Here is a 22,711-nt window from a genome sequence, read left to right on the forward strand (position 1 = left end):
CAGGGGCGCCGCAGCATAGAATGCAGAGCTTACGTTTACGTTAACGTCAATTCAGTCCCGATTTCATTTCGATTTCAATCAGTACTCAATCCATCAACTCTGGAGTCCTCTCATGAAGGTCTTGGTTCCCGTCAAACGCGTTGTGGACTACAACGTCAAAGTCCGCGTCAAATCCGATGGCACTGGTGTCGACATCGCCAACGTCAAGATGAGCATGAACCCGTTTGACGAGATCGCCGTTGAAGAAGCGACCCGCCTGAAGGAAAAGGGCGTCGTGACCGAAGTCATCGCCGTCAGCTGCGGCGTGCTGCAGTGCCAGGAAACCCTGCGCACCGCCATGGCCATCGGCGCCGACCGCGCCATCCTGGTCGAAACCGCCGAAGAACTGCAGCCGCTGGCTGTGGCCAAGCTGCTCAAGGCGCTGGTCGAAAAAGAACAACCCCAGCTCGTCATCCTCGGCAAACAGGCGATTGACGACGACTGCAACCAGACCGGCCAGATGCTGGCTGCGCTGCTGGGCTGGCCCCAGGCCACCTTTGCCTCCAAGGTTGAAGTTGCAGACGGCAAGGCCAAGGTCACGCGCGAAGTTGACGGCGGCCTGGAAACCCTCTCGCTCACGCTGCCGGCCATCATCACGACCGACCTGCGCCTGAACGAGCCGCGCTACGTCACCTTGCCCAACATCATGAAGGCCAAGAAGAAGCAGCTCGACAACATCAAGCCCGAAGAGCTTGGCGTTGACGTCAAGCCACGCATCAAGACCCTGAAGGTCAGCGAGCCGCCCAAGCGCAGCGCAGGCATCAAGGTGGCCGACGTGGCCGCCCTGGTCGACAAGCTCAAGAACGAAGCCAAAGTCATCTAAGGAGTTGATTGAAATGACCGCACTTGTAATCGCAGAACACGACAACAACTCCATCAAGCCAGCGACGCTGAACACCGTCACGGCTGCTGCCCAGTGCGGCGGCGACGTGCATGTGCTGGTGGCCGGGAAGGGTGCCGAAGCCGCCGCCAAAGCCGCTGCCGCCATTGCAGGCGTGGCCAAAGTCATCCACGTTGAAGGCGAGCATTTCGCCCACGGCCTGGCCGAGAACATGGCCGCGCAAGTCGTCGCCATCGCTTCCGCCTATTCGCACATCCTGTTCCCCGCCACCGCCTCGGGCAAGAACATTGCCCCCCGCGTGGCCGCGACGCTGGACGTCGGGCAGATCTCCGACATCACCAAGGTCGATGCCGCCGACACCTTCGAGCGCCCCATCTACGCCGGCAATGCGATTGCCATCGTGCAAAGCCTGGACGCGACCAAAGTCATCACCGTGCGCACCACCGGCTTTGACGCTGCTGCCGCCACTGGTGGCTCCGCTGCGATCGAAACGCCCGCGGGCGTTGCCGACAGCGGCAAGTCGACCTTCCTGGGCTCCGAGATCGCCAAGAGCGACCGCCCCGAGCTGACGGCTGCCAAGATCATCGTCTCCGGTGGCCGCGCGATGGGCTCCAGCGAGAAATTCAACGAAGTGCTTACGCCGCTGGCCGACAAGCTGGGTGCAGCTCTCGGCGCATCGCGCGCAGCGGTTGACGCGGGCTACGCCCCCAATGACTGGCAAGTGGGCCAGACCGGCAAGATTGTCGCGCCCCAGCTCTACATCGCCGCCGGTATTTCCGGTGCGATCCAACACCTGGCCGGCATGAAAGACAGCAAGGTCATCGTGGCGATCAACAAGGACCCGGAAGCGCCGATCTTCAGCGTGGCGGATTACGGCCTGGAAGCTGACTTGTTCACGGCTGTGCCCGAGCTGGTTGCCGCACTGTAATGCGGTTTCAGGCCAGCGCGACATGAAAGCCAGGCAGCAACCCGGCCAATCCGGCATGAGGCGAGGCGCATGCATCGCCTTGATGCTGACGGGCTTGCTCCTCACTGCGTGCGCGGGGCTTGACCGCAAAGTCGAACAGGTCAGCGTCAAGTCGGAAATCAAGGAGCCTGTGACGTCTTTGGCCCTGATTTTTGTGACCCCCGAGTGGGCCAACCAGAACCCGGATCTGGTCAAAGGCTACAGGCTCTCGGGTGTACTCGACAACCGCTTGATGAACCAAAGTGTTGGGCATGCCGCAGAGTTCATGCAGCTCAACGGTGTTCCCGCAAAGTACGCGGGTACGTTCGGTCAGCGTTCCAATATCAGGGGCGTGCTGGGCGAATGGTCCGGCCAGGGTTACAACACGCTGCTGTTTGTTCCGATGGGCTCTACCGTTACCTCCCAGGGCCATGAAGCCCGCAGGGGTTCTACCCGCTACCGCGTGACGCTGTACAGCAAGAAGCTCGTGCCCATGCTGGAGTTTCAGGATGCGTTTTACGCTTCGGCCCCGGACTCGGGTCATGTGGACTTGATGGCGGCGGGCTGGCTCAATGCCTTGATGGACAACGGTTATGTCGTGCGGAAATCCGAAAAACTGGTGGAACCTCCAGTTCGTGATTTCTCGCCCTAGATTCGCGAGAGGCCGTGTGGCAAGCGGCCCCGGCTACGCCTGGCACAGGCCAAACCAGCAGACCACTGTGGCACAGCTTTTAATGGCCTTCGCCGCGCAATAAGTTAATTTTCGGAGACAAAACATGACATACAAAGCCCCCCTCAAGGACATGCTGTTTGACATCAAACATCTGGCCAACATCGAACAGATCGCGCAAATCCCCGGCTTTGAAGAAGCCGGCTTCGACACCGCGCAAGCGGTGCTCGAGGAATGCGCCAAGTTCAACGAGGGCGTGCTGGCTCCGCTCAACCGTGACGGTGACATCAATCCGTCGAGCTTTCAATCCGGCGAAGTCACCACCACGCCAGGCTTCAAGGAGGCCTTCCGCCAATACGTCGAAGGCGGCTGGCAAGGCCTGCAGCACCCGGCTGATTTTGGCGGCCAGGGTTTGCCCAAAACCATAGGTGCGGCCTGCGGTGAAATGCTCAACTCCGCCAACATGAGTTTTGCGCTGTGCCCGCTGCTCAGCGACGGCGCCATTGAAGCCCTGCTCACGGCCGGCTCCGACGACCTCAAGGCGGTCTATCTTGAAAAGCTGGTGAGCGGCCAATGGACTGGCACCATGAACCTGACCGAGCCGCAAGCTGGTTCGGACCTCGCCATGGTGCGCAGCCGAGCCGAGCCGCAGCCCGACGGCACGTACAAGGTGTTCGGTACCAAGATCTTCATCACCTATGGTGAGCACGACATGGCCGAGAACATCGTGCACCTGGTGCTGGCGCGCGTCACCGGCGCACCCGAGGGTGTCAAGGGCATCAGCCTCTTTGTCGTGCCCAAGTTCATGGTCGGCAAAGACGGCGCCCTGGGCGCGCGCAACGACGTGCATTGCGTGAGCATCGAGCACAAGATGGGCATCAAAGCATCGCCCACTGCCGTGCTGCAGTACGGCGACCTTGGCGGCGCCGTGGGCTACATCGTCGGTGAAGAAAACCGCGGCCTTGAGTACATGTTCATCATGATGAACTCGGCGCGCTACGCGGTCGGCATGCAAGGCATCGCGATTGCCGAACGCGCCTACCAGAAAGCTGTGGAATTTTCCAAAGACCGCGTGCAAAGCCGACCGGTTGACGGTTCCATCAAGGCCAGCGCGCCCATCATCCATCACCCGGACGTCAAGCGCATGCTGATGACCATGCGCGCCTACATCGAAGGCTGTCGCGCCATGGCTTCTGTCGCTGCTGCGGCGTACGACGCAACGCATCACCACCCCGATGCGGACGTGCGCAAACAGAACCAGGCGTTTTACGAATTCATGGTGCCGCTGGTCAAGGGCTACAGCACCGAGATGAGCCTGGAAGTGACTTCGCTGGGTGTGCAGGTGCACGGCGGCATGGGCTTTATTGAAGAAACCGGCGCGGCCCAGTACTACCGCGACGCCAAGATTCTGACGATCTATGAAGGCACAACCGCCATCCAGGCCAACGACCTGATTGGCCGCAAGACCTCCCGCGACGGCGGCCAGACGGCCAAGGCGATTGCAGCGCAGATCGAAAAAACCGAAAGCGAATTGCTCAGGCAGGGCAGCGCCGACGCGCTGGCCGTGGCCAAGCGCCTGAAGGCCGCGCGCCTGGCATTCATCGATGTGGTGGATTTCGTGGCCGGCAACACCAAAGCCAGTCCCAACGCCGTGTTTGCCGGCAGCGTGCCTTACCTCATGCTCGCGGGCAACGTGGTGGCCGGCTGGCAGATGGCGCGTTCGCTGCTGGTGGCGCAAGAGCAAATCGCGCAGGGCGTTGATGTTGCCTTCATGCAGGCCAAGATCACCACCGCGCGTTTTTATGCTGACCACCTGCTGACCAAGGTGCCCGGCGTGCGCGACAGCATTGTCGACGGTGCAGACAGCGTGACGGCGCTGGCGCTGGATGCGTTCTGATCTTGTACACGCTGCTATTTATTTGATAGCTGCTTGCGCCCGTCAGTAAAGGGCTGCAGCATGTTTTTTCTTGAATTCAGAATAACAACGGAGCCACCATGTCCAGACTGCCCGGCGCATTGAACAAGCTGCCTTTGCCCATCATCGGTTCGCCGCTCTTCATCATCAGCAATCCCAAGCTGGTCATCGCGCAGTGCAAAGCCGGCGTGGTGGGCGCCATGCCCGCGCTCAACGCACGGCCTGCATCGCAGCTCGATGAGTGGCTGGCCGAGATCACCGAGGCACTGGCAGCCCACAACAAGGCCAACCCCGACAAGCCGGCGGCGCCTTTTGCCATCAACCAGATCGTGCACAAGTCCAACGACCGCCTGGAGCACGACATGGAAATGTGCGTGAAGTACAAGGTGCCCATCTACATCACCAGCCTGGGTGCGCGCGAAGACATCAACGCTGCCGCCCACAGCTACGGCGGCGTGGTGCTGCACGACATCATCAACAACAAATTCGCACGCAAGGCGATTGAAAAGGGCGCCGACGGCCTGGTAGCCGTGGCCGCCGGTGCGGGCGGCCACGCAGGCGTGAAGAGCCCGTTCGCGCTGATCCAGGAAATCCGCCAGTGGTTTGACGGCCCCCTGGCGCTGTCGGGCGCCATCTCTACCGGCGGCGCGGTGCTGGCCGCGCAGGCCATGGGCGCCGACTTCGCCTACATCGGTTCGGCCTTCATCGCCACGGACGAAGCGCGCGCAGCCGACGCCTACAAGCAGGCCATCGTTGACGGAAATTCCGACGACATCGTTTACAGCAGCCTCTTCACCGGTGTGCACGGCAACTACCTCGCGCCGTCGATTCGCGCAGCCGGCATGGACCCTGAGAACCTTCCCGAAGGCGACGTCAAGACCATGAACTTCGGCGGCGGCGAAGGCAGCAAGTCCAAGGCCTGGAAAGACATCTGGGGCTGCGGCCAGGGCATTGGGTCTGTCAGCAAGGTCCAAAGCGCCGCGGCCTTTGTGGACCAGCTCAGGCGCGAGTACGAGCTGGCACGCCAACGGGTCTGCGCTTAAGCGTCATCGGTACCCAGAGCAGCGCTGCGCCTGAAACACCCGCCTTGACCACCGCAACCCGACGCTTTCCCGGCATGGATGCCCTCAAAGGGCTGGCCTGCGTCATGATCGTTTTGCATCACCTGGCCTTTTATGGCCCGATGTCGGATGTGGTGCACCCGTTTGCACCGGCCCTGATGGACTGGCTTTACGACTACGGCCGCATGGCCGTGCAGGTGTTCCTCGTCGTGAGTGGTTTTCTGGCGGCGGCCTCGCTTGCGCCGCAAGGTGTGGCCGTGTTCGGTGCACCTGGCTCCCTGATTTTTCGCCGCTACTGGCGGCTCGTCAAACCCTATCTTGTGGCGCTGGCCGTGAGCATGCTGGTGGCTGCGCTGGTCAGGCCCTGGTTCGCGCACCATTCCGTGCCGGATGCTCCCACGGTGCACCAGCTGCTGGCCCATGTCCTGCTGCTGCAGGACCTGCTCGGGCAGGACGCGCTTTCTGCTGGTGTCTGGTACGTGGCCATCGACTTCCAGCTCTACGCCATGGCGGTTCTCATTTTTGCCTTTGCCCGGCGGTTCCAGTTTCAGCCGCATGACGGCGACGCAACACACACCACTTCGGTTTCGGCCCCGCTCGGCGTCAGCCTCATTCTGATGGTCGCCTTGGCCTCTCTCCTGTTTTTCAACCGCTTGCCGGCCTTTGATGTCACCGCCCTCTATTTTTGTGGCTCCTATGCCCTGGGGATGCTGGCCTTCTGGGCCGCAAACCGTCTCGGCGCGCGGCGCAGCTTCTGGCTCGTGACCCTGGCGGTCATGGGTGGGCTGGCCCTGGCGCTTGATTTCCGGGGGCGCCTGGTGGTGGCGCTCGTTACCGCCTTCGGTCTGGCCTGGCTGGCGGTGCTGCAGCCGCAGGCCTGGCCGGTGCAATGGTTGCAGCAGCGCCGTCTGGTGCAGCTGGGCCAGATGTCCTATTCCGTGTTCCTCATCCACTTCCCTGTGTGCCTGCTGGTCAATGCCATCGTGAGCCATTTCTGGCCCACGCAGCTTGCGGCAAACGTGTTGGGCCTGTTGACGGCCTTCCTGCTGTCGCTGCTGGCGGGCTGGGTGCTGTACCAGTCGGTGGAATCGCGACCGATTCCTTTGCGGCCGCGCTGGTTGAGTCGCTTTTATTTGCGTTAAAAAGCAGCTCCTCGCCTTTCTGGACGAGCGCAACTTGCTATTGAATTAATAGCATTCAAMTGGAGCCGGGCTCACCGCCTGAACATCTCCAGCTTCAACACGGCAGGCTCACCCAGCCATGAGGCATGCGTGGTGTGGTCGGCAAGGTCATCGCCGGTGAGCCCGTGCACAAACACATCCAGTCCGTCGCGGTGTTCTTCGAGCCAGGGAATGACGCTGCCGAACGCCGCGCGGTCAAATGCCAGCTGGCAACTCCAGCGCGGGTGCGGCCCCACCTCGCGTTCATGCACACGCCCCACGGCAATCCCGAAAAGCGCGCCAGCTTTTTCGCACAGGGCACGTGCCTGCTCAACGGTGCCGGGCCCGAAATACACGTGGGCGTGATAGCGGGCATAAAGGTTTTCAGGTCGCTGGATCATGGTGAAACGGAAGGGAGGAGAGGGAAGGGAAAATGGAAAAGGGGCGTATCCATCACGCATTGGATGAGGCCTCAGGCATCCTCCAGAAACGTCAGGGTCGGTAGCGGTACATCGGGGTTTTCTTCGCGGACTTTTGCATGCGTCTGCTTCATGCGCTGCTGGCAATGTGCCAGGTCTTTCACCTGAAACAGAAAAAACACCTCTGCTGCGTCTTCCGCGTTTTGCCAGAGATACTTCAGATACATGCCTTGCTTCGCATGTTCATCCGCATCTTTTTCCAGCTGCTGTTTGACGGCGGCCAGCGGCGCGCCGGTGAGTTTTGCCAGTACGTGTGCCATGGGATGTCTCCTGCTTTAAACCCATTATTGCGGGCACTGCTGCAGACATTTGCCAAAGGGTTTTTGTTTGAATATACTGTATTTATATACAGTATTTTCTGCGGCCCTGCCGGGCACCGCTACCTTCCACCGAATCTTGTTGCCCTATGTCCGACGCCGTCATTCCCCTCCATGCCATCAAGGGCCGGGGCACTGCTACACGCATGCCGCACCGGTTTGAGAAAGACGTGCGCAACGCATGGGACGACGGCTGGGGTACGCTGGAAGAAGGCGCGGCGGGTGAGGCACCCCGGATCGAAACCACGGTCACAATGGAAGAAGCCCGCAGCGCCATCGTCGGCAACGATTCGCCTGATATCTTTTTTGACTACAGCATCAACCCGTACCGGGGCTGCGAGCATGGTTGCGTCTACTGCTATGCGCGGCCTACGCACAGCTACCTCAACCTCTCGCCTGGCCTCGACTTTGAAACGAAGATCATCGCCAAGCGCAACATTGCCGAGGTGTTGCGCGCCGACCTGCGCAAACGCAGCTATGTTCCCAAGCTGCTCAATATCGGCTCGGCCACCGACTGCTACCAGCCCGCCGAGCGCGAGCTGCGACTGACGCGCAGCATCATTGAGGTGATGCAGGAAGTGCGGCACCCGTTTTCATTGATCACTAAATCCAGCGGCGTAGAGCGTGACCTGGATCTGCTGGCGCCGCTGGCCGCCGACAAGCTGGCCGCCGCCTACGTGACCATCACCACACTCGACGGCGAACTCGCACGCAAGCTCGAGCCGCGCGCGGCCGCGCCGCACCGGCGCCTGCGCACCATCCGCACGCTGGCAGAGCATGGTGTTCCTGTCGGCGTCAGCGTGGCGCCGCAAATCCCGTTTGTAAACGACGACATGGAGCACGTGCTGGAGGCGGCCTGGGAGGCCGGTGCACGCAGCGCCTTCTACACCGTGATACGCCTGCCGTGGGAAGTGGCGCCCATTTTCAAGGAGTGGCTGGAGCTGCACTACCCGCAGCGCGCCGCGCGCATCATGGCGCGCATCCACGAGATGCGCGGCGGCAAAGATTACGACAGCGACTTCGCCACGCGCATGAAGGGCCACGGCCTGTGGGCCGAGCTCATCAAGCAGCGCTTTGAGAAAGCCTGCCACCGGATCGGCTTTAACCGCCAGCGCATCGAGCTGGATCTGAGCCGGTTCCGGCCGCCAGCGGCTGCGGGTGCCGAAGGGCAGGGCAGGCTGTTCTGAGGGGCACGCGTCAGTTCGACGCGAGGGCTATAGTCCAAAAAGCGTGTGCATCACGCCTCATACCGTTTGAAGATAAAAGGAGTTCACCTTGGCGCTTGACTGGAAATATTCATCGGAAGGCATGGCCGATGCGGACTGGGAAGAGCTCTCCAATCTCTACCGCGTTGCCCCCTTGGGCGACAAGAAGCCTGCGGATCTGCAGATTGTTTTCTCCAACAGCATGTTCAAGTGTTTTGTGTATGACGCCGGCAAGCTGATCGCTGCGGGCCGTGCGGTAGCGGATGGCAGGGACTGCTCTTACATCTGCGACATCGCAGTGGCGCCGGACCGGCAGGGATCAGGTATGGGCAAGGACATGGTTGCGGCGCTGGTGAAGCTTTCCAGTGGCCACAAAAAAATCATCCTGTACGCGGTCGCCGGCAAAGAGCCGTTTTACCGCAAGCTCGGCTTTCGGCGCATGCTGACCGCGATGGCGATTTTTGCGAATACCGAGCAGGCGATTCAGAGTGGTTTGATCAGCGACACCTGATTCTGGTGCCCGGCGCTTCGCTAGCGCAGATAGCTGCGGTTGAGGCGCACTTCGAGCTTCTTCTGCAGCGTTTCAAACGAGGCACTCATCGCCCAGTAAATACCCGCAGCCGCCAGGTACAGCGGAAAGGGCTGGAAGGTAGTGGCAATCACTTCCTTGGTCGCCAGCATCAGCTCGCCCACGGCAATCACCGAGACGAGCGAGGTGTCCTTGATCAGGCTGATCAGGCTGTTCGACAGGCTGGGCACTGCCAGGCGCAGGGCCTGCGGGCCGATCACATAGCGCAGCGTTTGCGCTTGCGTCAGACCCAGGCTGCGGGCCGCATTCCATTGGCCGTGCTCCACGCCGTTGATTGCGCCGCGAATGGTTTCCGACAGGTAGGCGCCCACGTTCAGGCTCAGGCCCAGGATGCCGGCGCTGATCGGGTCGAACTGGATGCCTATGCTGGGTAGGCCGAAGTAGATGACAAAGAGCTGCACCAGCAGCGGCGTGCCGCGCATGCAGCTGACGTATAGGGTCGCGAATTGCGAAAGCCCCGGCACCTTGGCCAGCCGCGTGACAGCCACGAGGGTGCCGATGATGGCGCCGAAGAAAACAGACGCCACTGCCAGCAGCAGCGTCCACGCGGCGCCCTTGAGCATCAGCGGCAAAGCGTCGCGCAGCAACTGGGTCAGGCCAGACAGATCCATGGGAGTCTCCACAAATAAAAACCCCGGCGAAGAGCCGGGGTGTTTCAGGGCGCCTGCCGGAAGGCGGCGCGCGGCTGATCGAATGTTACTTCGGTTATTTCACGGCGACAGGCGGCTTGCTCACGTCACGGTCAAACCATTTGGTGGAGATCTTCGCGAAGCTGCCGTCGGCTTGCAGGTCTGCCAGCGCCTTGTCGATGGCGGCCTTGAACTTCGGGTTGTTCTTCACAAAAGGAATGCCGGATTTTTCAAGGTCACCCACGGGCGCACCGGGCTTGAGCGGCAGCTTGGTCTGCTTGACGATGTAAGGGATGAGCAGGCTGTCGTTGAGCGCGGCGTCGATGCGGCCCAGTGCCAGATCCTGCAAATACTCTTGCGCGCCGGGGTAGGTCTTCACGTCGATGCCGCCCACTTTTTTGGCGATGTCGGCGTAGTTGGTGCCCTGGCCCAGGCCGAGCTTTTTGCCCTTGAGGTCGGCCAGCGTCTTGAACTCGCGCTTTTCGTCCTTGCGGATGATCAGCTGCGGGGCCGAGATGGTGTAGGGCTCGGAGAAATCAAAGGTCTCCTTGCGCTTGTCGGTGATGCCCACCTGGTTGATCACCACGTCGTATTTGCCGGCCTGCAGGCCTGCCAGGATGGCGCTCCATTCGCTGGTGGAGAACTCGGCTTTGACGCCCAGCTTTTGCGCCAGAGCGTTGGCCAGTTCCACTTCAAAGCCGGCGAGCTGGCCGCCCTCTTTGTAGTTGAAGGGCGGGTAGGTGCCTTCGAGCGCCACTTTGAGTGTGCCGCGCTGTTTGACGGTGTCGAGCAGGTCGGCTGCGCTGGCACTGAGCGCGAGCGTCAAAAGGAGTGTGGAAGTGATAGTGGAGGCGGCGGCTTTGCGAATATTCATATTCAACCTTTGCATAAGAGAATTGTTATTGAGATGAATATCGAATATTAAATCTGCCACCACTTTGGTGCATGCGCGGCAGCAAAAGCCCTACGGCGAATCCGGATGCTTCGCGGACGCTGCGCGTGAACTCAGGGCTTGGCGCAGTGGGCGTAGATGTCGAGCGCGGGCTTGTAGATGCTGGTCTGCACATTCATCAGGCCGAGCACCGAGTGAAAGTAGTTGTCGTGGCTCACCGGTGCATCCAGCTGTTGCCTGAGGCACGCGGTGGTCAGCTTGTTGCGCTGCTCAAATTCGGGTGAGAGCCAGGTGATCCAGGGCACGCGCTTTTGCACCTCGGGCGCAATGCCCCAGGGCATGCCGTGCAGGTAGAGGTTGTTCTCGCCCAAGGACTCGCCGTGGTCGGCCAGGTAGAGCAGGGCGGGTGCGCTGCGCGCTTCTTGCGCCTTGAGCCACTGGATGGAAGACGCCAGCAATTTGTCGGTGTAGACGATGCTGTTGTCGTACGCATTGAGCAGGCCTTCGCGACTGCAGCTTTGCAGCGCGTTGTCGGTGCACTCGGGCAGGAATTTTTTGACAGCTTGCGGCGAGCGCTTGTAATACGCCGGGCCGTGGCCGCCCATCTGGTGCATCACGACCACCACGCCTTTGGCGCGGCGCTCGGCCGGCAGCGCGGCAATGCGTTCGTCAATGCCGTGCAGCATGACTTCGTCAAAACATTCGCCGCTATCACACAGGCCTGGTACTTTGAGCTGTACGGTGTTCACGTTGGGCACGCGGTCACACACGCCTTTGCAGCCCGATTGATTGTCGATCCACAGCACGGCCAGGCCCGCGCGCTGCAGCACGTCCAGCATGCCTTCGTAGTTGGCGGGCCGCGAATCATAGGCTTCACGCCCGAAATTGGAGAACATGCAAGGCACCGACGCAGCCGTGCTGGTGCCGCACGACCACGCGTTGCGCAAGCTGACCACGTTTTCTTTGGCCAGCAGCGGGTTGGTGGGCCGGCCGTAGCCGTTCAGCGAAAAGTTGGCGCTGCGCGCCGTCTCGCCCAGGACCAGCAGCAACAGCGGCGGTTTGGTTTGCGCTGCATAGCTTGCCCCGAGTTTGGCGTCTTCACCCAGGGGCAACACGATGGATTCATCACGCTGGAACGGTTTTGCCGCGATGGAACCCAGCGCGTAGAAGGAGTTGAGTGGGTTGATCAGGTAGCGCACATGCGTGTAGTTGCGCATGACGGAGGCAATGCTCTGGAAAAACAAAAACACCACTAACACCAGCAGCACGCACGCTCCGGTCAGCGTGGCTGCGTTGGTGAGCATCTGTCGCACTGCGCCTGCACGTCTGACCTTCTGCCGCCACAAAAAGATCATCGGCAGGACCGCCAGCACCATCACCGTGGCCAGCAGTCGCCAGTTCAGCAGGTCGCGTGTTTCGCGCACATCAGTCTGCAGCGTGTTGATCATCATGGTTTTGTCGATGACCACGCCATAAGTCACCATGAAATAGGCGCCGAAAGCGGCCGACAGCAGAAAGACCGTGATGGCGGGCTTGAGTGTCCAGCGCCAGGCCAGCACGCTGAGCAGCGCGGTGGTCGCCAGCGCAATCACCAGCGCCAAGGCGATGCTTATGACCACCGCCTGGCCCCCGGTAAGGCCGGGCAGGCGGGCCAGCTCGCGCCACAAGGCCACATTGCATACCGTGGCAATCCAGAGGCTTGCAATGACCACCAGCCACAACGGCCGCATGCCGGCGTCTTGCCGCACAGTGGTCAGGGGGGCGGGCCGCGATGTGGAGGATGCGGAAGGGGAAGGGCGCAGCGGCATAGCGCTGGATTGTATTGGGGCGGCCTTAATGCAGGCTTAAGGCCTGCTCACGGTCTTCAATCAAGCGGCCACAGCCAGACCCAGCTGCTGCGCATGGTGCCGCAGGTGTTCGGCCATGAAGGTTGCGATGAAGTAGTAGCCGTGGTCATAGCCCGCGTGGCGGTGCAACGCCAGCGGCTGGCCCGCCTTGGCGCAGGCGGCTTCAAAGAGCTCGGGGTACAACTGCTCGGCGAGGAATTTGTCGTCCAGCCCCTGGTCTATGCGTATGCCGCCCGGGTAGGGCGCTGCGGGCATCAGGTTCATCAAGGCGGTGGCGTCATGTTCAACCCAGTTTGATTCATCGCTGCCGAGATAGCCGGTAAACGCCTTGCGGCCCCATGGGCACTGGCTGGGCGCGCAGATAGGTGCAAACGCCGAGACCGATGTGAAAAGATCCGGATGCCTGAGCGCGAGCGTTAACGCGCCGTGACCGCCCATCGAATGACCGAAGATGCCGATGCGGCCTGTGTCCAGCGGTAACGTGTTCGTCAGCAAAGGCAGCAGCTCCCCCGTGATGTAGCTTTCCATGCGGTAGTGCTGTGACCACGGCGCCTGTGTCGCGTCAAGGTAAAAGCCCGCGCCGCGGCCGAAATCCCAGCTGTCGGTCTCACCCGGAGTCTTTGCGCCGCGCGGGCTGGTGTCAGGCGCTATCAGCGCCAGGCCCAGCTCGGTGGCTACGCGCTGCGCACCGGCTTTGATCATGAAAGTTTCTTCGTTACAGGTCAGGCCCGCCAGGTAGATCAGCGCCGGCACCATCTCCCCAGCCATGGCTTGCGGCGGCAGGAACACCGAGAACTTCATCGGCAGGCCAATCTCGCGCGAGTCATGCTGGTAAAAGCGCTGCACACCGCCGAAGCAGCCGTGTTCGCTGAGCAATTCCAGTTGTGTCGTCATGGATGTCTTTCTGTTCAAGGAGGGGCCGCGGGACTGGCTTTGCCAGACCGCAGGCGCAGCGGCCCCCTCGCGGGGCAGGGAGCTACACGAAGTGAGCGACCGTGGGGGCTAATAGACGACAACACCACGAATGGATTCGCCGCTTTTCATTAAATCGAAACCCTTGTTGATGTCTTCCAGCGGCATGGTGTGCGTGATCAGGTCGTCGATATTGATCTTGCCTTCCATGTACCAGTCAACAATCTTGGGCACATCCGTGCGGCCGCGCGCGCCGCCGAAGGCTGAGCCTTCCCACTTGCGGCCGGTGACGAGCTGGAAGGGCCGGGTGCTGATCTCGGCGCCGGCTTCGGCCACGCCGATGATGATGCTGCGGCCCCAGCCCTTGTGCGTGCATTCCAGCGCCTGGCGCATCACCTTGGTGTTGCCTATGCATTCAAAGCTGTAGTCGGCGCCGCCATCGGTCAGTTGCACGATGGCGTCCACCACGTTCTCGGTCTCTTTCGGGTTGATGAAATGCGTCATGCCGAACTTGCGGGCCATCTCCTGCCGCGCGGGGTTGATGTCGACGCCGATGATCTTGTCGGCACCCACCATCTTCGCGCCCTGGATCACATTGAGGCCAATGCCGCCCAGGCCGAACACCACCACGTTGGCGCCGGCTTCCACCTTGGCGGTAAAGAGCACTGCGCCTATGCCGGTGGTCACGCCGCAGCCGATGTAGCAGACCTTGTCAAAGGGCGCGTCTTCGCGGATCTTGGCCAGCGAAATTTCAGGGGCGACGGTGTAGTTGCTGAAGGTGCTGGTGCCCATGTAGTGAAAGATGGGTTTGCCGTCCAGGCTGAAGCGGCTGGTCGCATCGGGCATCAGACCCTTGCCCTGCGTGCCGCGAATCAGCTGGCACAGGTTGGTTTTGCGAGAGAGACAAAACTTGCATTGCCGGCACTCGGGCGTGTAGAGCGGGATGACATGGTCGCCTTTTTTGAGCGTTGTCACGCCGGGGCCGACGTCAACCACGATGCCCGCGCCTTCATGGCCGAGGATGGCCGGGAAGATGCCTTCCGGGTCGGCGCCCGAGAGCGTGTAGTAGTCGGTGTGGCAAATGCCGGTGGCCTTGATCTCGACGAGCACCTCGCCGAACTTCGGGCCTTGCAGGTCCACGGTTTCAATCGTCAGGGGCTGGCCTGACTTCCAGGCGACGGCAGCTTTGGTTTTCATGGTGTGTAGGGCTTGCGCTTGAAGTGAGTGGGGATGAGGTTCCGTGCGTAGGTCACTATAAGCCAGTCACCATCGGCAAATCTCGACTGAAGCCCTATCTTCACGGGCCCCGATGTTTCATTTTGAGAAAACCTGGGCCTTGCCTCCGGCGCTGTGTAACCGGCCCTATGGCTGGAATATGCTGTCGCGTTGCGGGGCACAGCCTTTCCAGCTTGGGTTAAAAGTAAAAAAGCTGCCTGGCCCATTAAATATAGGCGCAAGCAGCTATTAATTTCATAGCATTGAGGTTAAACGGGTGAGACCCGCAACGGCTTGCTCAGCGGCCGGCTTCTTTCAGATACTGTGTCCGGGCGGCGATGGCAGTGTCGGTGAAGTCGGTGAACACGCCGTCAACGCCTGCGCGGTAAAACGCCAGGTACTCGGCCTTGGCATCGCCCTGGTAGTCGCTGGCCAGGCGGCGCGACTCGTTACGGAAGGTGAAGGGATGAACGAACAGGCCTGCTTTGTGCGCATCGGCGACGAAGCTGGTGGCTGGCTGCGAGGTCGAGTCGGCGTCGTTGAGCTTGCCGTCGCGGTTGATGTCGACCTGCTTGCCGTCGGCGCCGAAGGTGCCTTTGGTGCTGATGATGTAGCGCTTCCAGGGGCCGATGCCGTCTGCGTAGGTCTTGATCTCGGCCAGGCCTGCGGGCGTGGTCATGGCATCAAAGAGGCGTTTGTCGCCGGCCTTGGTCCAGTCGTAAGGGCGGTCGCTCGGCACGGCAAAGGTCACGCGGCCGGTTTTCGGGTCAATGCCGTCGCCATCGACGAGCTGGATCAGTTTCGTATTGAGGCCCTTGCTCTTCATGTACTTCAGGCTGCCGGGCTCGAACGACTGCACGTAGATTGGCGCGGTTTTGCTGTTCCAGCCAGCTGCGTTGATGATGGCGATCAGCTTGTCCTCCATCGGCAGGCCGAGTTCGCGGAAGTAGGTCGGGTTCTTGGTTTCCGGGTAGATCGCAATCGTGCGGCCTGTCTTGATGGATTGGGCCTTGGCCATGTCCACCACTTCCTGAAGGGTCGGGATCTTGTATTGGCCGTTGAACTGCTGTGGGCGCTCGGCGTCGGTCGAGATCGCGCCCAAGGTGCGAATCTCGGCCAGTGTGAAGTCGTTGCTGAACCAGCCGGTCTGCGTTTCGCCGTCGACCTGGATGGTCTTCTTGCGTGAAGCGAACTCCGGGTGTTTGGCCACGTCGGTGCTGATCGCCAGGTTGGGGTCGTGACGGGTGACGAGCACGCCGTCCCTGGTCACGACCAGGTCCATCTCGATCACGTCGGCGCCGAGTTCGATCGCGCGCACATAGGCTTCCATCGTTTCTTCCGGCACATAACCCGAAGCGCCGCGGTGGGCGATGACCAGTGGCGCCTTGCCGTCAAGGGTGGGCAGCCCTGCTTGAGATGTCGTGCCTGAAGACGAGCAAGCGGTCAGCAGTACGCTGCTGCAAATAAGGGCGAGCAGGCTGCCTTGTCTCACGGCCTGGCGGGTCGATACGGTCATGGGTGTTTCCCGAAGTTAAAGGGCTGATCGTATGTGTCTGGTCACGACAGGCGTGTGACAGTGTGTAGCGCCCGGCCATAAAAAATGCCGGAGCAGGTCCGGCATTTTCTGGGGGCACGATCAGGCGCTGAAGAAGCTCTTGAGCTTGTCGGCCCAGCCTTCTTCGCTGGGTGAATGCTTGGCACCGCCTTTTTTCAGCGACTCGTCCAGCTCCTTGAGCAGCTTGCGCTGGTGCTCGGTCAGCTTGACCGGTGTTTCTACTGTGATGTGGCAATACAGGTCACCGGGATAACTGGAGCGCACGCCCTTGATGCCCTTGCCGCGCAGACGGAACTGCTTGCTCGCCTGGGTGCCTTCGGGAATGTCGATGGCCGCTTTGCCGGCGAGTGTCGGCACTTCAATTTCCCCGCCCAGTGCGGCGGTGGTGAAACTGATGGGCACGGCGCAGTGCAGGTCGTCGCCGTCGCGCTCGAAGATGTCGTGCTTCTTCAGGCGGATCTCAATATAGAGGTCGCCAGGCGGGCCGCCATTGGTGCCCGGCTCACCGTTGCCGGTCGAGCGGATACGCATGCCGTCGTCGATGCCCGCGGGGATCTTGACTTCGAGTGTCTTGTTGTTCTTGGTCTTGCCCACGCCGTGGCAGGTCACGCAAGGCTCGGGAATCAGCTTGCCCGTGCCTTTGCACTGCGGGCAGGTTTGCTGCACGCTGAAGAAACCCTGGCGCATCTGCACTACGCCGTGACCATGGCAGGTGGTGCAGGTCACCACTTTGGTGCCGGGCTTGGCGCCGCTGCCGTGGCAGGTATTGCAGTCGTCCCAGCTGGGAATGCGAATCTGTGCGTCCTTGCCGTTAGCGGCTTCTTCGAGCGTGATTTCCATGGCGTAGCTCAAGTCGCCGCCACGGTAAACCTGCCGGCCGCCGCCACGTTGTGCCCCGCCGCGCTGGCCGCCGAACACGTCGCCGAAGATGTCGCCGAAAGCTTCGGCAAAACCGCCAAAACCTTCCGCACCCGGGCCGCCGCGCATGTTGGGGTCTACGCCGGCATGGCCGTACTGGTCGTAGGCCGCGCGCTTTTGATCGTCGGAAAGCATCTCGTAGGCCTCTTTGGCCTCCTTGAATTTTTCTTCGGCAACCTTGGACGCATCCCCCTGGTTGCGGTCGGGGTGGTGCTTCATCGCAAGCTTGCGATATGCCTTCTTGATGTCTTCATCGCTGGCGTTTTTTGCAACGCCCAGCGTGTCGTAATAGTCTTTTTTGGTGGCCATGGCAGGTCAGTCAGGAATCGTTATTGTGAGGGTCAGCGGGAAACGCAAAAGCGGAAATCCTGGATTGCTCCCGGTTTTCCGCCTTTGCTGGCTGCCTTTGCCGTCTGCTTTTGCATGCAGTTATCGCGCCAATGCAGGGGTGCTTTGTAAAAAAGCGCTTAGCCCTTTTTGACTTCCTTGACTTCAGCGTCCACGACATTGTCGTCGACCGGTTTGGCTTCAGCCTGGGCGGCGCCCGCTGCGCCTGCGTCACCACCGGCTGCCGCCTGCGATGCCTGCATGTCGGCGTACATTTTTTCGCCGAGCTTCTGGCTGGCTTCCATCAGGGCCGTATTCTTGGCGTCGATGGCGGCCTTGTCGTCGCCAGTGAGCGCTTCTTCCATGTCCTTGATGGCGGCTTCAATCTTTTCCTTCTCGCCGGCTTCGAGCTTGTCGCCGTATTCACCCAGCGATTTCTTCACGCTGTGCACCATGGCTTCGGCGTTGTTCTTGGCGGTGACGAACTCGACTTTTTTCTTGTCTTCTTCGGCGTTCAGCTCGGCGTCTTTCACCATCTGCTGGATTTCAGCTTCAGACAAACCGGAGTTGGCCTTGATGGTGATCTTGTTTTCCTTGCCGGTGCCCTTGTCTTTGGCGCCGACGTGCAGGATGCCGTTGGCGTCGATGTCGAAGGACACTTCGATCTGCGGCGTGCCACGCGCTGCCGGCGGAATGCCCTCGAGGTTGAACTCGCCCAGGCCCTTGTTGCCCGAAGCGATTTCGCGCTCGCCCTGGAACACCTTGATCGTCACGGCCGGCTGGTTGTCTTCAGCGGTCGAGAAGGTCTGTGCGAACTTGGTCGGGATGGTCGTGTTCTTCTTGATCATCTTGGTCATCACGCCGCCCATGGTTTCGATACCGAGGGACAGCGGGGTCACGTCGAGCAGCAGCACGTCGGTGCGGTCGCCGGAGAGGACCTGGCCCTGAATCGCTGCGCCTACGGCAACGGCTTCGTCGGGGTTCACGTCCTTGCGGGGTTCCTTGCCGAAGAGCTCCTTGACCTTTTCCTGCACCTTGGGCATGCGGGTCTGGCCGCCGACCAGAATCACGTCATGGATGTCAGCCGCGCTGACGCCGGCATCCTTCATGGCGATGCGGCAAGGTGCAATCGTGCGCTCGATGAGTTCGTCGACCAGGCTTTCGAGCTTGGCGCGGGTCAGCTTGACCAGCAAGTGCTTGGGGCCGGTGGCGGGGTCGTGCGCAATGTAGGGAATGTTGACTTCGGTGGCCGGGCTGTTGGACAGTTCGATCTTGGCCTTTTCAGCCGAGTCTTTCAGACGCTGCAGGGCCACCACGTCTTTCGACAGGTCGATGCCGCTGTCTTTCTTGAACTCGGCCACGATGTAGTCGATGACGCGCTGGTCGAAGTCTTCGCCGCCCAGGAAGGTGTCGCCGTTGGTGGAGAGTACTTCAAACTGCTTCTCACCGTCGACATCGGCGATCTCGATGATGGAGATGTCGAAAGTGCCGCCGCCCAGGTCATACACAGCGATCTTGCGGTCGCCCTTTTCCTGCTTGTCCAGGCCGAAGGCGAGAGCCGCTGCGGTGGGTTCGTTGATGATGCGTTTCACGTCGAGGCCGGCGATGCGGCCGGCGTCTTTGGTGGCCTGGCGCTGTGCGTCATTGAAATAGGCAGGCACGGTGATCACGGCTTCGGTGACCGGCTCGCCGAGGTAGTCTTCGGCGGTTTTCTTCATTTTGCGCAGGATGTCGGCAGACACTTGCTGGGCCGACAGCTTCTTGCCGCGCACTTCCACCCAGGCGTCGCCGTTGTCGGCAGCCACGATGGAATAAGGCATCAGTGCGATGTCTTTCTGGACTTCTTTTTCGGTGAACTTGCGGCCGATCAAACGCTTGACAGCGTACAGGGTGTTCTTGGGGTTGGTCACGGCCTGGCGCTTGGCCGATGCACCGACCAGCACTTCGCCGTCTTCCTGGTAGGCGACGATGGAAGGGGTGGTGCGCACGCCTTCCGAGTTCTCGATCACGCGGGGGGTGTTGCCCTCCATGACGGACACGCAGCTGTTGGTAGTGCCGAGGTCAATGCCGATGATTCTTCCCATGATGATTTACTCCTGCTTTTTTGATTCGTTAAAGATTGAAGGTGGGGTGGCCGGGGCGTTCAGTGCCGCTGGCCGCGGTATGGATTAACTATGTTGATAACTTGTGGGTAAGTTGTGTGGCTTCAAGGGCTTCAACAATGTTTTCAAGGTTTTTTAAGAGTTTTTTACTTGGGAGCTGCCACCGTGACCAAGGCGGGGCGCAGCACGCGCTCGGCGATCAGGTAGCCTTTTTGCAGCACGTTGACCACGGTGTTGGCTTCCTGGTCGGCCGGCACCATGCTGATCGCCTGGTGTTGGGTCGGGTCGAATTTGGTGCCGGGCGCGGGGTCGATGGCGACTACCTTGTTGCGCTCGAGCGCACTTTTCAGCTGCTTGAGTGTGGCCTCGGCGCCTTCGCGGATCTGCTCCGGCGTAACGTCCTTGATGGCCAGGCCGGCTTCCAGGCTGTCTGCCACGGGCAGTAGGCTTTCGGCAAAGCTTTCCAGTGCGTATTTGCGGGCCTTGGCGACTTCTTCGTCCGCGCGGCGGCGGGCGTTTTCGGTCTCGGCCTTGGYGCGCAGGTAGCTGTCGGCCAGCTCGGTGTTCTTGGCCTGCAGCGTCGCGACTTCGGCTTGTGCGACGGTCAGCGCATCAAACTCGTTGGCGGCCTGCGCCGCTTCCAGTTCTTCAGGACTGGGCTCACCGCTAAGTGGTTGATTTTGTTCGGGTTGTGTATTGTCAGACATGCTCGAAAACAGGGTTGAAGCTGGTAATGTTTCCAGCTGGGGATGGCAAAGCCCTTTTCAAGACAGGGGCTTCGTTTTTGGTCCAGATAGTTTGGCTGCGGGTGCGCGGCCTGAGGGGTCCAGCACGGTTGGGGCCCTGCCGTTCCTGTGCGGACCGGTGTGCCCCAGCCGCAGAAACTGGTTCGTGGCCTGAATTGTAGTGGCTGGCCACCCGTTCCCCGGCCGGTGAGGCAGGTTCTGGCAGTCCATGGGATGGTGCCGGGTGCAGGCCTGATGCTATGTTATTGATAGCTATCGGCGCGCATTCCTATTGGGATGAAAGGCTAAAACGTCGAAATTTCAGGTGGAGACGGCAAAAACCGCTTCAAGGCGTGGCCGGTTTCTGCATGCGCATCATGAGTTCGCGCTTGTTGTCACGGCTGCGGTGGGCATGTTCGCGCATCAGGGCTTCGGCACGCGCCCCTTCACCGGCCTGCAGTGCGGCCAGCACGTCTTCGTGGTCGGTTTGTGCGCGCTGAATGAACCCGTATTCGAGCAGGGGCAGGGCGCCGTTCAGGCTGAGCGCCCCGGCGCCGGCCATCGGCGTTTTGCTGACATGGGCCAGTGCGGAGGTCAATGTGCTGTTGCCGGCGGCGTGCGCCAAGGCACTATGAAAGCGGGCGTTCATGGGGACCCAGCGGGCTGCGTCAATCACATGGCCGGCGGCCCGTGCCTGCTCCAGCAGCAGGCGGCCGTCCTCGATGCAGGCCTGCAGGGCCTCCCGGGTTTCGGGCGTGATGCCGCGCTCGGCGGCCTGCCTGGCTGCCATGCCTTCCAGCACGCCCCGCACGTCGACTGCATTGGCAATTTCGTCAACGCTGAATTGCCTGACGCGAAAGCCGCGTGTCGGCAGGCGTTCCAGCAAGCCTTCCTTTTCCAGCTCACCGAGCGCAATACGGATCGGTGTGCGCGAAACCGCCAATTGGGCGGACAGCTCAAGCTCCACCATGCGTTCGCCCGGGGCCGCCTGGCCGCTGAGGATTCTTTGCCTCAATGTCTGCGTGGTGTATTCAATCTGGGAAGACATAAGCTGTAACGGTTGATAGTGGTTGGCTGAGTGGAAGGATTATTGCATGCAGTATCTGGGTTTATTAGGGTTAATCTGGTTAATGAAGTCACTATTGCGTGCAATAAAATAAGATGACTAAGTATTTCGCGCTGGATGGCGCATGAACCATGTATGAACCATCAACCTGCCACCAGCGTTGTGGCCGATACCACCCCCAGGAGACACCATGGATCTACTTCGCCTCCATTCCTTGCGACGGCTTGCCCGCACCGCAACGCGGCTGGCAGCGGCTTGTGCTGCATCGTTGGTGCTTGTCTTCACTGGCTTGTCCGTCGCGCACGCCCAGCCGGCTGCAAGTTATCCCAGCAAGCCCATCAAGCTGATCGTTCCTTTTCCTGCGGGTGGTGGCGGTGACACACTGGCCCGGCTGGTCATGCAGCGTGCCACCAGGGAATTGGGTCAACCTGTCGTGGTCGAAAACCTGGGCGGCGCCGGCGGAAACGTGGGCAGTGCAACAGCGGCCAAGGCGCCGGCCGATGGCTACACCCTGCTGTACGGCACCAACGGCACACATGCCATCAACCATGCGATCTACAGGTCACCCGGCTTCAACCCGTCTCGCGACTTCGAGCCCGTGACCCAGCTCACACGCATCGCCGCCATGGTGGTAGTGCGGCCCACGCTGCAAGTCAACTCCATGGCGGAACTCACTAAGCTGCTCAAGGCCAATCCGGGGAAATACACCTTTGGCTCCGCCGGCAACGGCACCACGTCCCACCTGGCCGGAGAAATCTACAAATCGCGCGCGGGCCTGGCTGTGGTGCACATACCTTACCGCGGCGGCGCACAGGCCATGACGGACCTGATCGGCGGGCAGGTCGACATGATGATCGAGGTCATGCCGAATGCCGCACCGCAGGCGAAAAGCGGACGTGTCAAACCATTGGCGGTAACGACAGCCACGCGCGTGGCGGGCTGGCCGGATTTACCCACCATCGCGGAGTCGGGCTTGCCCGGATTTGATGTCAGCGCATGGGACGCGATTTTTGTTCCCGCCGGAACGCCCAGGCCCATCGTCAATCGCCTGAACGAAGCGATCCACAAAGCCCTGGCGGATCCGGAGTTGCGCGCGCAGCTGCAGTCGCGTGGTGCCGAGGTGGCGCCGGGCACCCCCGAGGAACTGGCCAGGCATATTGCCGCCAGCATGACTTTGTGGGGTGACGCGGTGAAGCGTTCCGGCGCTGCAGTGGATTAGGGCGCCGGGAAGTGCATGGATGAATACCTGATGAATGCCTGTTGATCGGTAAAACAGCGCAACAAAAAAGCGACCCTGAAGG

The 22,711-nt window shown here is 61.0% G+C and carries 21 protein-coding genes; 9 read left to right on the plus strand and 12 right to left on the minus strand.

What is annotated here, in order from left to right:
* The first annotated feature begins 112 nt into the window (after positions 1-112).
* From AC1DZE_RS13405 to AC1DZE_RS13430, 6 genes are all read left to right on the plus strand, one after another.
* Complete coding sequence (locus AC1DZE_RS13405; protein ID WP_477700186.1) at positions 113-862, plus strand: electron transfer flavoprotein subunit beta/FixA family protein; 750 nt, start codon at positions 113-115, stop codon at positions 860-862.
* 13 nt (positions 863-875) lie between these two features.
* Complete coding sequence (locus tag AC1DZE_RS13410; protein WP_477673100.1) at positions 876-1,808, plus strand: electron transfer flavoprotein subunit alpha/FixB family protein; 933 nt, start codon at positions 876-878, stop codon at positions 1,806-1,808.
* A gap of 55 nt (positions 1,809-1,863) precedes the next feature.
* The gene (locus AC1DZE_RS13415) at positions 1,864-2,478 is read left to right on the plus strand and encodes a hypothetical protein (RefSeq protein WP_477671084.1); all 615 of its coding nucleotides are present in this window, start codon (positions 1,864-1,866) and stop codon (positions 2,476-2,478) included.
* A 124-nt stretch (positions 2,479-2,602) separates the two neighbouring features.
* A complete protein-coding gene (locus AC1DZE_RS13420; protein ID WP_477700187.1) occupies positions 2,603-4,393 on the plus strand; it encodes an acyl-CoA dehydrogenase in 1,791 nt (596 codons plus the stop codon).
* Positions 4,394-4,491: 98 nt separating this feature from the next.
* Positions 4,492-5,454 (plus strand): NAD(P)H-dependent flavin oxidoreductase, encoded by a 963-nt coding sequence (locus tag AC1DZE_RS13425; protein ID WP_477671082.1) that lies wholly within the window; start codon positions 4,492-4,494, stop codon positions 5,452-5,454.
* Positions 5,455-5,498: 44 nt separating this feature from the next.
* The gene (locus AC1DZE_RS13430; RefSeq protein ID WP_477673102.1) at positions 5,499-6,614 is read left to right on the plus strand and encodes an acyltransferase family protein; all 1,116 of its coding nucleotides are present in this window, start codon (positions 5,499-5,501) and stop codon (positions 6,612-6,614) included.
* A 71-nt stretch (positions 6,615-6,685) separates the two neighbouring features.
* Here AC1DZE_RS13430 and AC1DZE_RS13435 read toward each other — a convergent pair whose 3' ends face one another.
* Together AC1DZE_RS13435 and AC1DZE_RS13440 are read right to left on the minus strand one after the other, a co-directional pair.
* Positions 6,686-7,033, minus strand: a complete 348-nt coding sequence (locus AC1DZE_RS13435; protein ID WP_477671080.1) for a DOPA 4,5-dioxygenase family protein — start codon at positions 7,031-7,033, stop codon at positions 6,686-6,688.
* A 71-nt stretch (positions 7,034-7,104) separates the two neighbouring features.
* Positions 7,105-7,371: a hypothetical protein gene (locus tag AC1DZE_RS13440; protein WP_477671079.1), complete on the minus strand. Its 267-nt coding sequence runs from the start codon at positions 7,369-7,371 to the stop codon at positions 7,105-7,107.
* Between the two features lie 146 nt (positions 7,372-7,517).
* Between AC1DZE_RS13440 and AC1DZE_RS13445 the strand changes: the two genes are divergently transcribed.
* On the plus strand, positions 7,518-8,615 hold the full coding sequence (locus AC1DZE_RS13445; protein ID WP_477674464.1) for a PA0069 family radical SAM protein: 1,098 nt from the start codon (positions 7,518-7,520) through the stop codon (positions 8,613-8,615).
* A gap of 88 nt (positions 8,616-8,703) precedes the next feature.
* Positions 8,704-9,144 (plus strand): GNAT family N-acetyltransferase, encoded by a 441-nt coding sequence (locus AC1DZE_RS13450; protein WP_477674769.1) that lies wholly within the window; start codon positions 8,704-8,706, stop codon positions 9,142-9,144.
* Positions 9,145-9,164: 20 nt separating this feature from the next.
* Here the strand turns inward: AC1DZE_RS13450 and AC1DZE_RS13455 are convergent, their stop codons facing one another.
* From AC1DZE_RS13455 to AC1DZE_RS13500, 10 genes are all read right to left on the minus strand, one after another.
* On the minus strand, positions 9,165-9,833 hold the full coding sequence (locus AC1DZE_RS13455; protein WP_477700188.1) for an amino acid ABC transporter permease: 669 nt from the start codon (positions 9,831-9,833) through the stop codon (positions 9,165-9,167).
* A gap of 94 nt (positions 9,834-9,927) precedes the next feature.
* Positions 9,928-10,725 (minus strand): transporter substrate-binding domain-containing protein, encoded by a 798-nt coding sequence (locus AC1DZE_RS13460; protein WP_477674034.1) that lies wholly within the window; start codon positions 10,723-10,725, stop codon positions 9,928-9,930.
* A gap of 131 nt (positions 10,726-10,856) precedes the next feature.
* Positions 10,857-12,551: a phosphoethanolamine transferase gene (locus tag AC1DZE_RS13465; RefSeq protein ID WP_477700189.1), complete on the minus strand. Its 1,695-nt coding sequence runs from the start codon at positions 12,549-12,551 to the stop codon at positions 10,857-10,859.
* Positions 12,552-12,611: 60 nt separating this feature from the next.
* A complete protein-coding gene (gene fghA, locus AC1DZE_RS13470; RefSeq protein ID WP_477671074.1) occupies positions 12,612-13,484 on the minus strand; it encodes an S-formylglutathione hydrolase in 873 nt (290 codons plus the stop codon).
* A 108-nt stretch (positions 13,485-13,592) separates the two neighbouring features.
* Positions 13,593-14,699: an S-(hydroxymethyl)glutathione dehydrogenase/class III alcohol dehydrogenase gene (locus tag AC1DZE_RS13475; protein WP_477671073.1), complete on the minus strand. Its 1,107-nt coding sequence runs from the start codon at positions 14,697-14,699 to the stop codon at positions 13,593-13,595.
* A 316-nt stretch (positions 14,700-15,015) separates the two neighbouring features.
* Positions 15,016-16,233 carry a glycerophosphodiester phosphodiesterase gene (locus AC1DZE_RS13480; protein WP_477674036.1) on the minus strand — a complete coding sequence of 406 codons (1,218 nt, stop codon included), beginning with the start codon at positions 16,231-16,233 and terminating at the stop codon, positions 15,016-15,018.
* A 120-nt stretch (positions 16,234-16,353) separates the two neighbouring features.
* Positions 16,354-17,499, minus strand: a complete 1,146-nt coding sequence (dnaJ, locus tag AC1DZE_RS13485) for a molecular chaperone DnaJ (RefSeq protein ID WP_477671071.1) — start codon at positions 17,497-17,499, stop codon at positions 16,354-16,356.
* A 158-nt stretch (positions 17,500-17,657) separates the two neighbouring features.
* Positions 17,658-19,601 (minus strand): molecular chaperone DnaK, encoded by a 1,944-nt coding sequence (gene dnaK / locus AC1DZE_RS13490; RefSeq protein WP_477671070.1) that lies wholly within the window; start codon positions 19,599-19,601, stop codon positions 17,658-17,660.
* Between the two features lie 164 nt (positions 19,602-19,765).
* A complete protein-coding gene (gene grpE / locus AC1DZE_RS13495; RefSeq protein ID WP_477700190.1) occupies positions 19,766-20,326 on the minus strand; it encodes a nucleotide exchange factor GrpE in 561 nt (186 codons plus the stop codon).
* Positions 20,327-20,690: 364 nt separating this feature from the next.
* Positions 20,691-21,392, minus strand: coding sequence for a GntR family transcriptional regulator (locus AC1DZE_RS13500; RefSeq protein WP_477672098.1), 702 nt, complete (start codon positions 21,390-21,392; stop codon positions 20,691-20,693).
* Positions 21,393-21,600: 208 nt separating this feature from the next.
* Here AC1DZE_RS13500 and AC1DZE_RS13505 point away from each other — a divergent pair, with 208 nt between their 5' ends.
* Positions 21,601-22,629 (plus strand): Bug family tripartite tricarboxylate transporter substrate binding protein, encoded by a 1,029-nt coding sequence (locus AC1DZE_RS13505; protein WP_477672099.1) that lies wholly within the window; start codon positions 21,601-21,603, stop codon positions 22,627-22,629.
* Positions 22,630-22,711 lie beyond the last annotated feature (82 nt).

The organism is Polaromonas sp. P1_F1, from assembly GCF_056405795.1.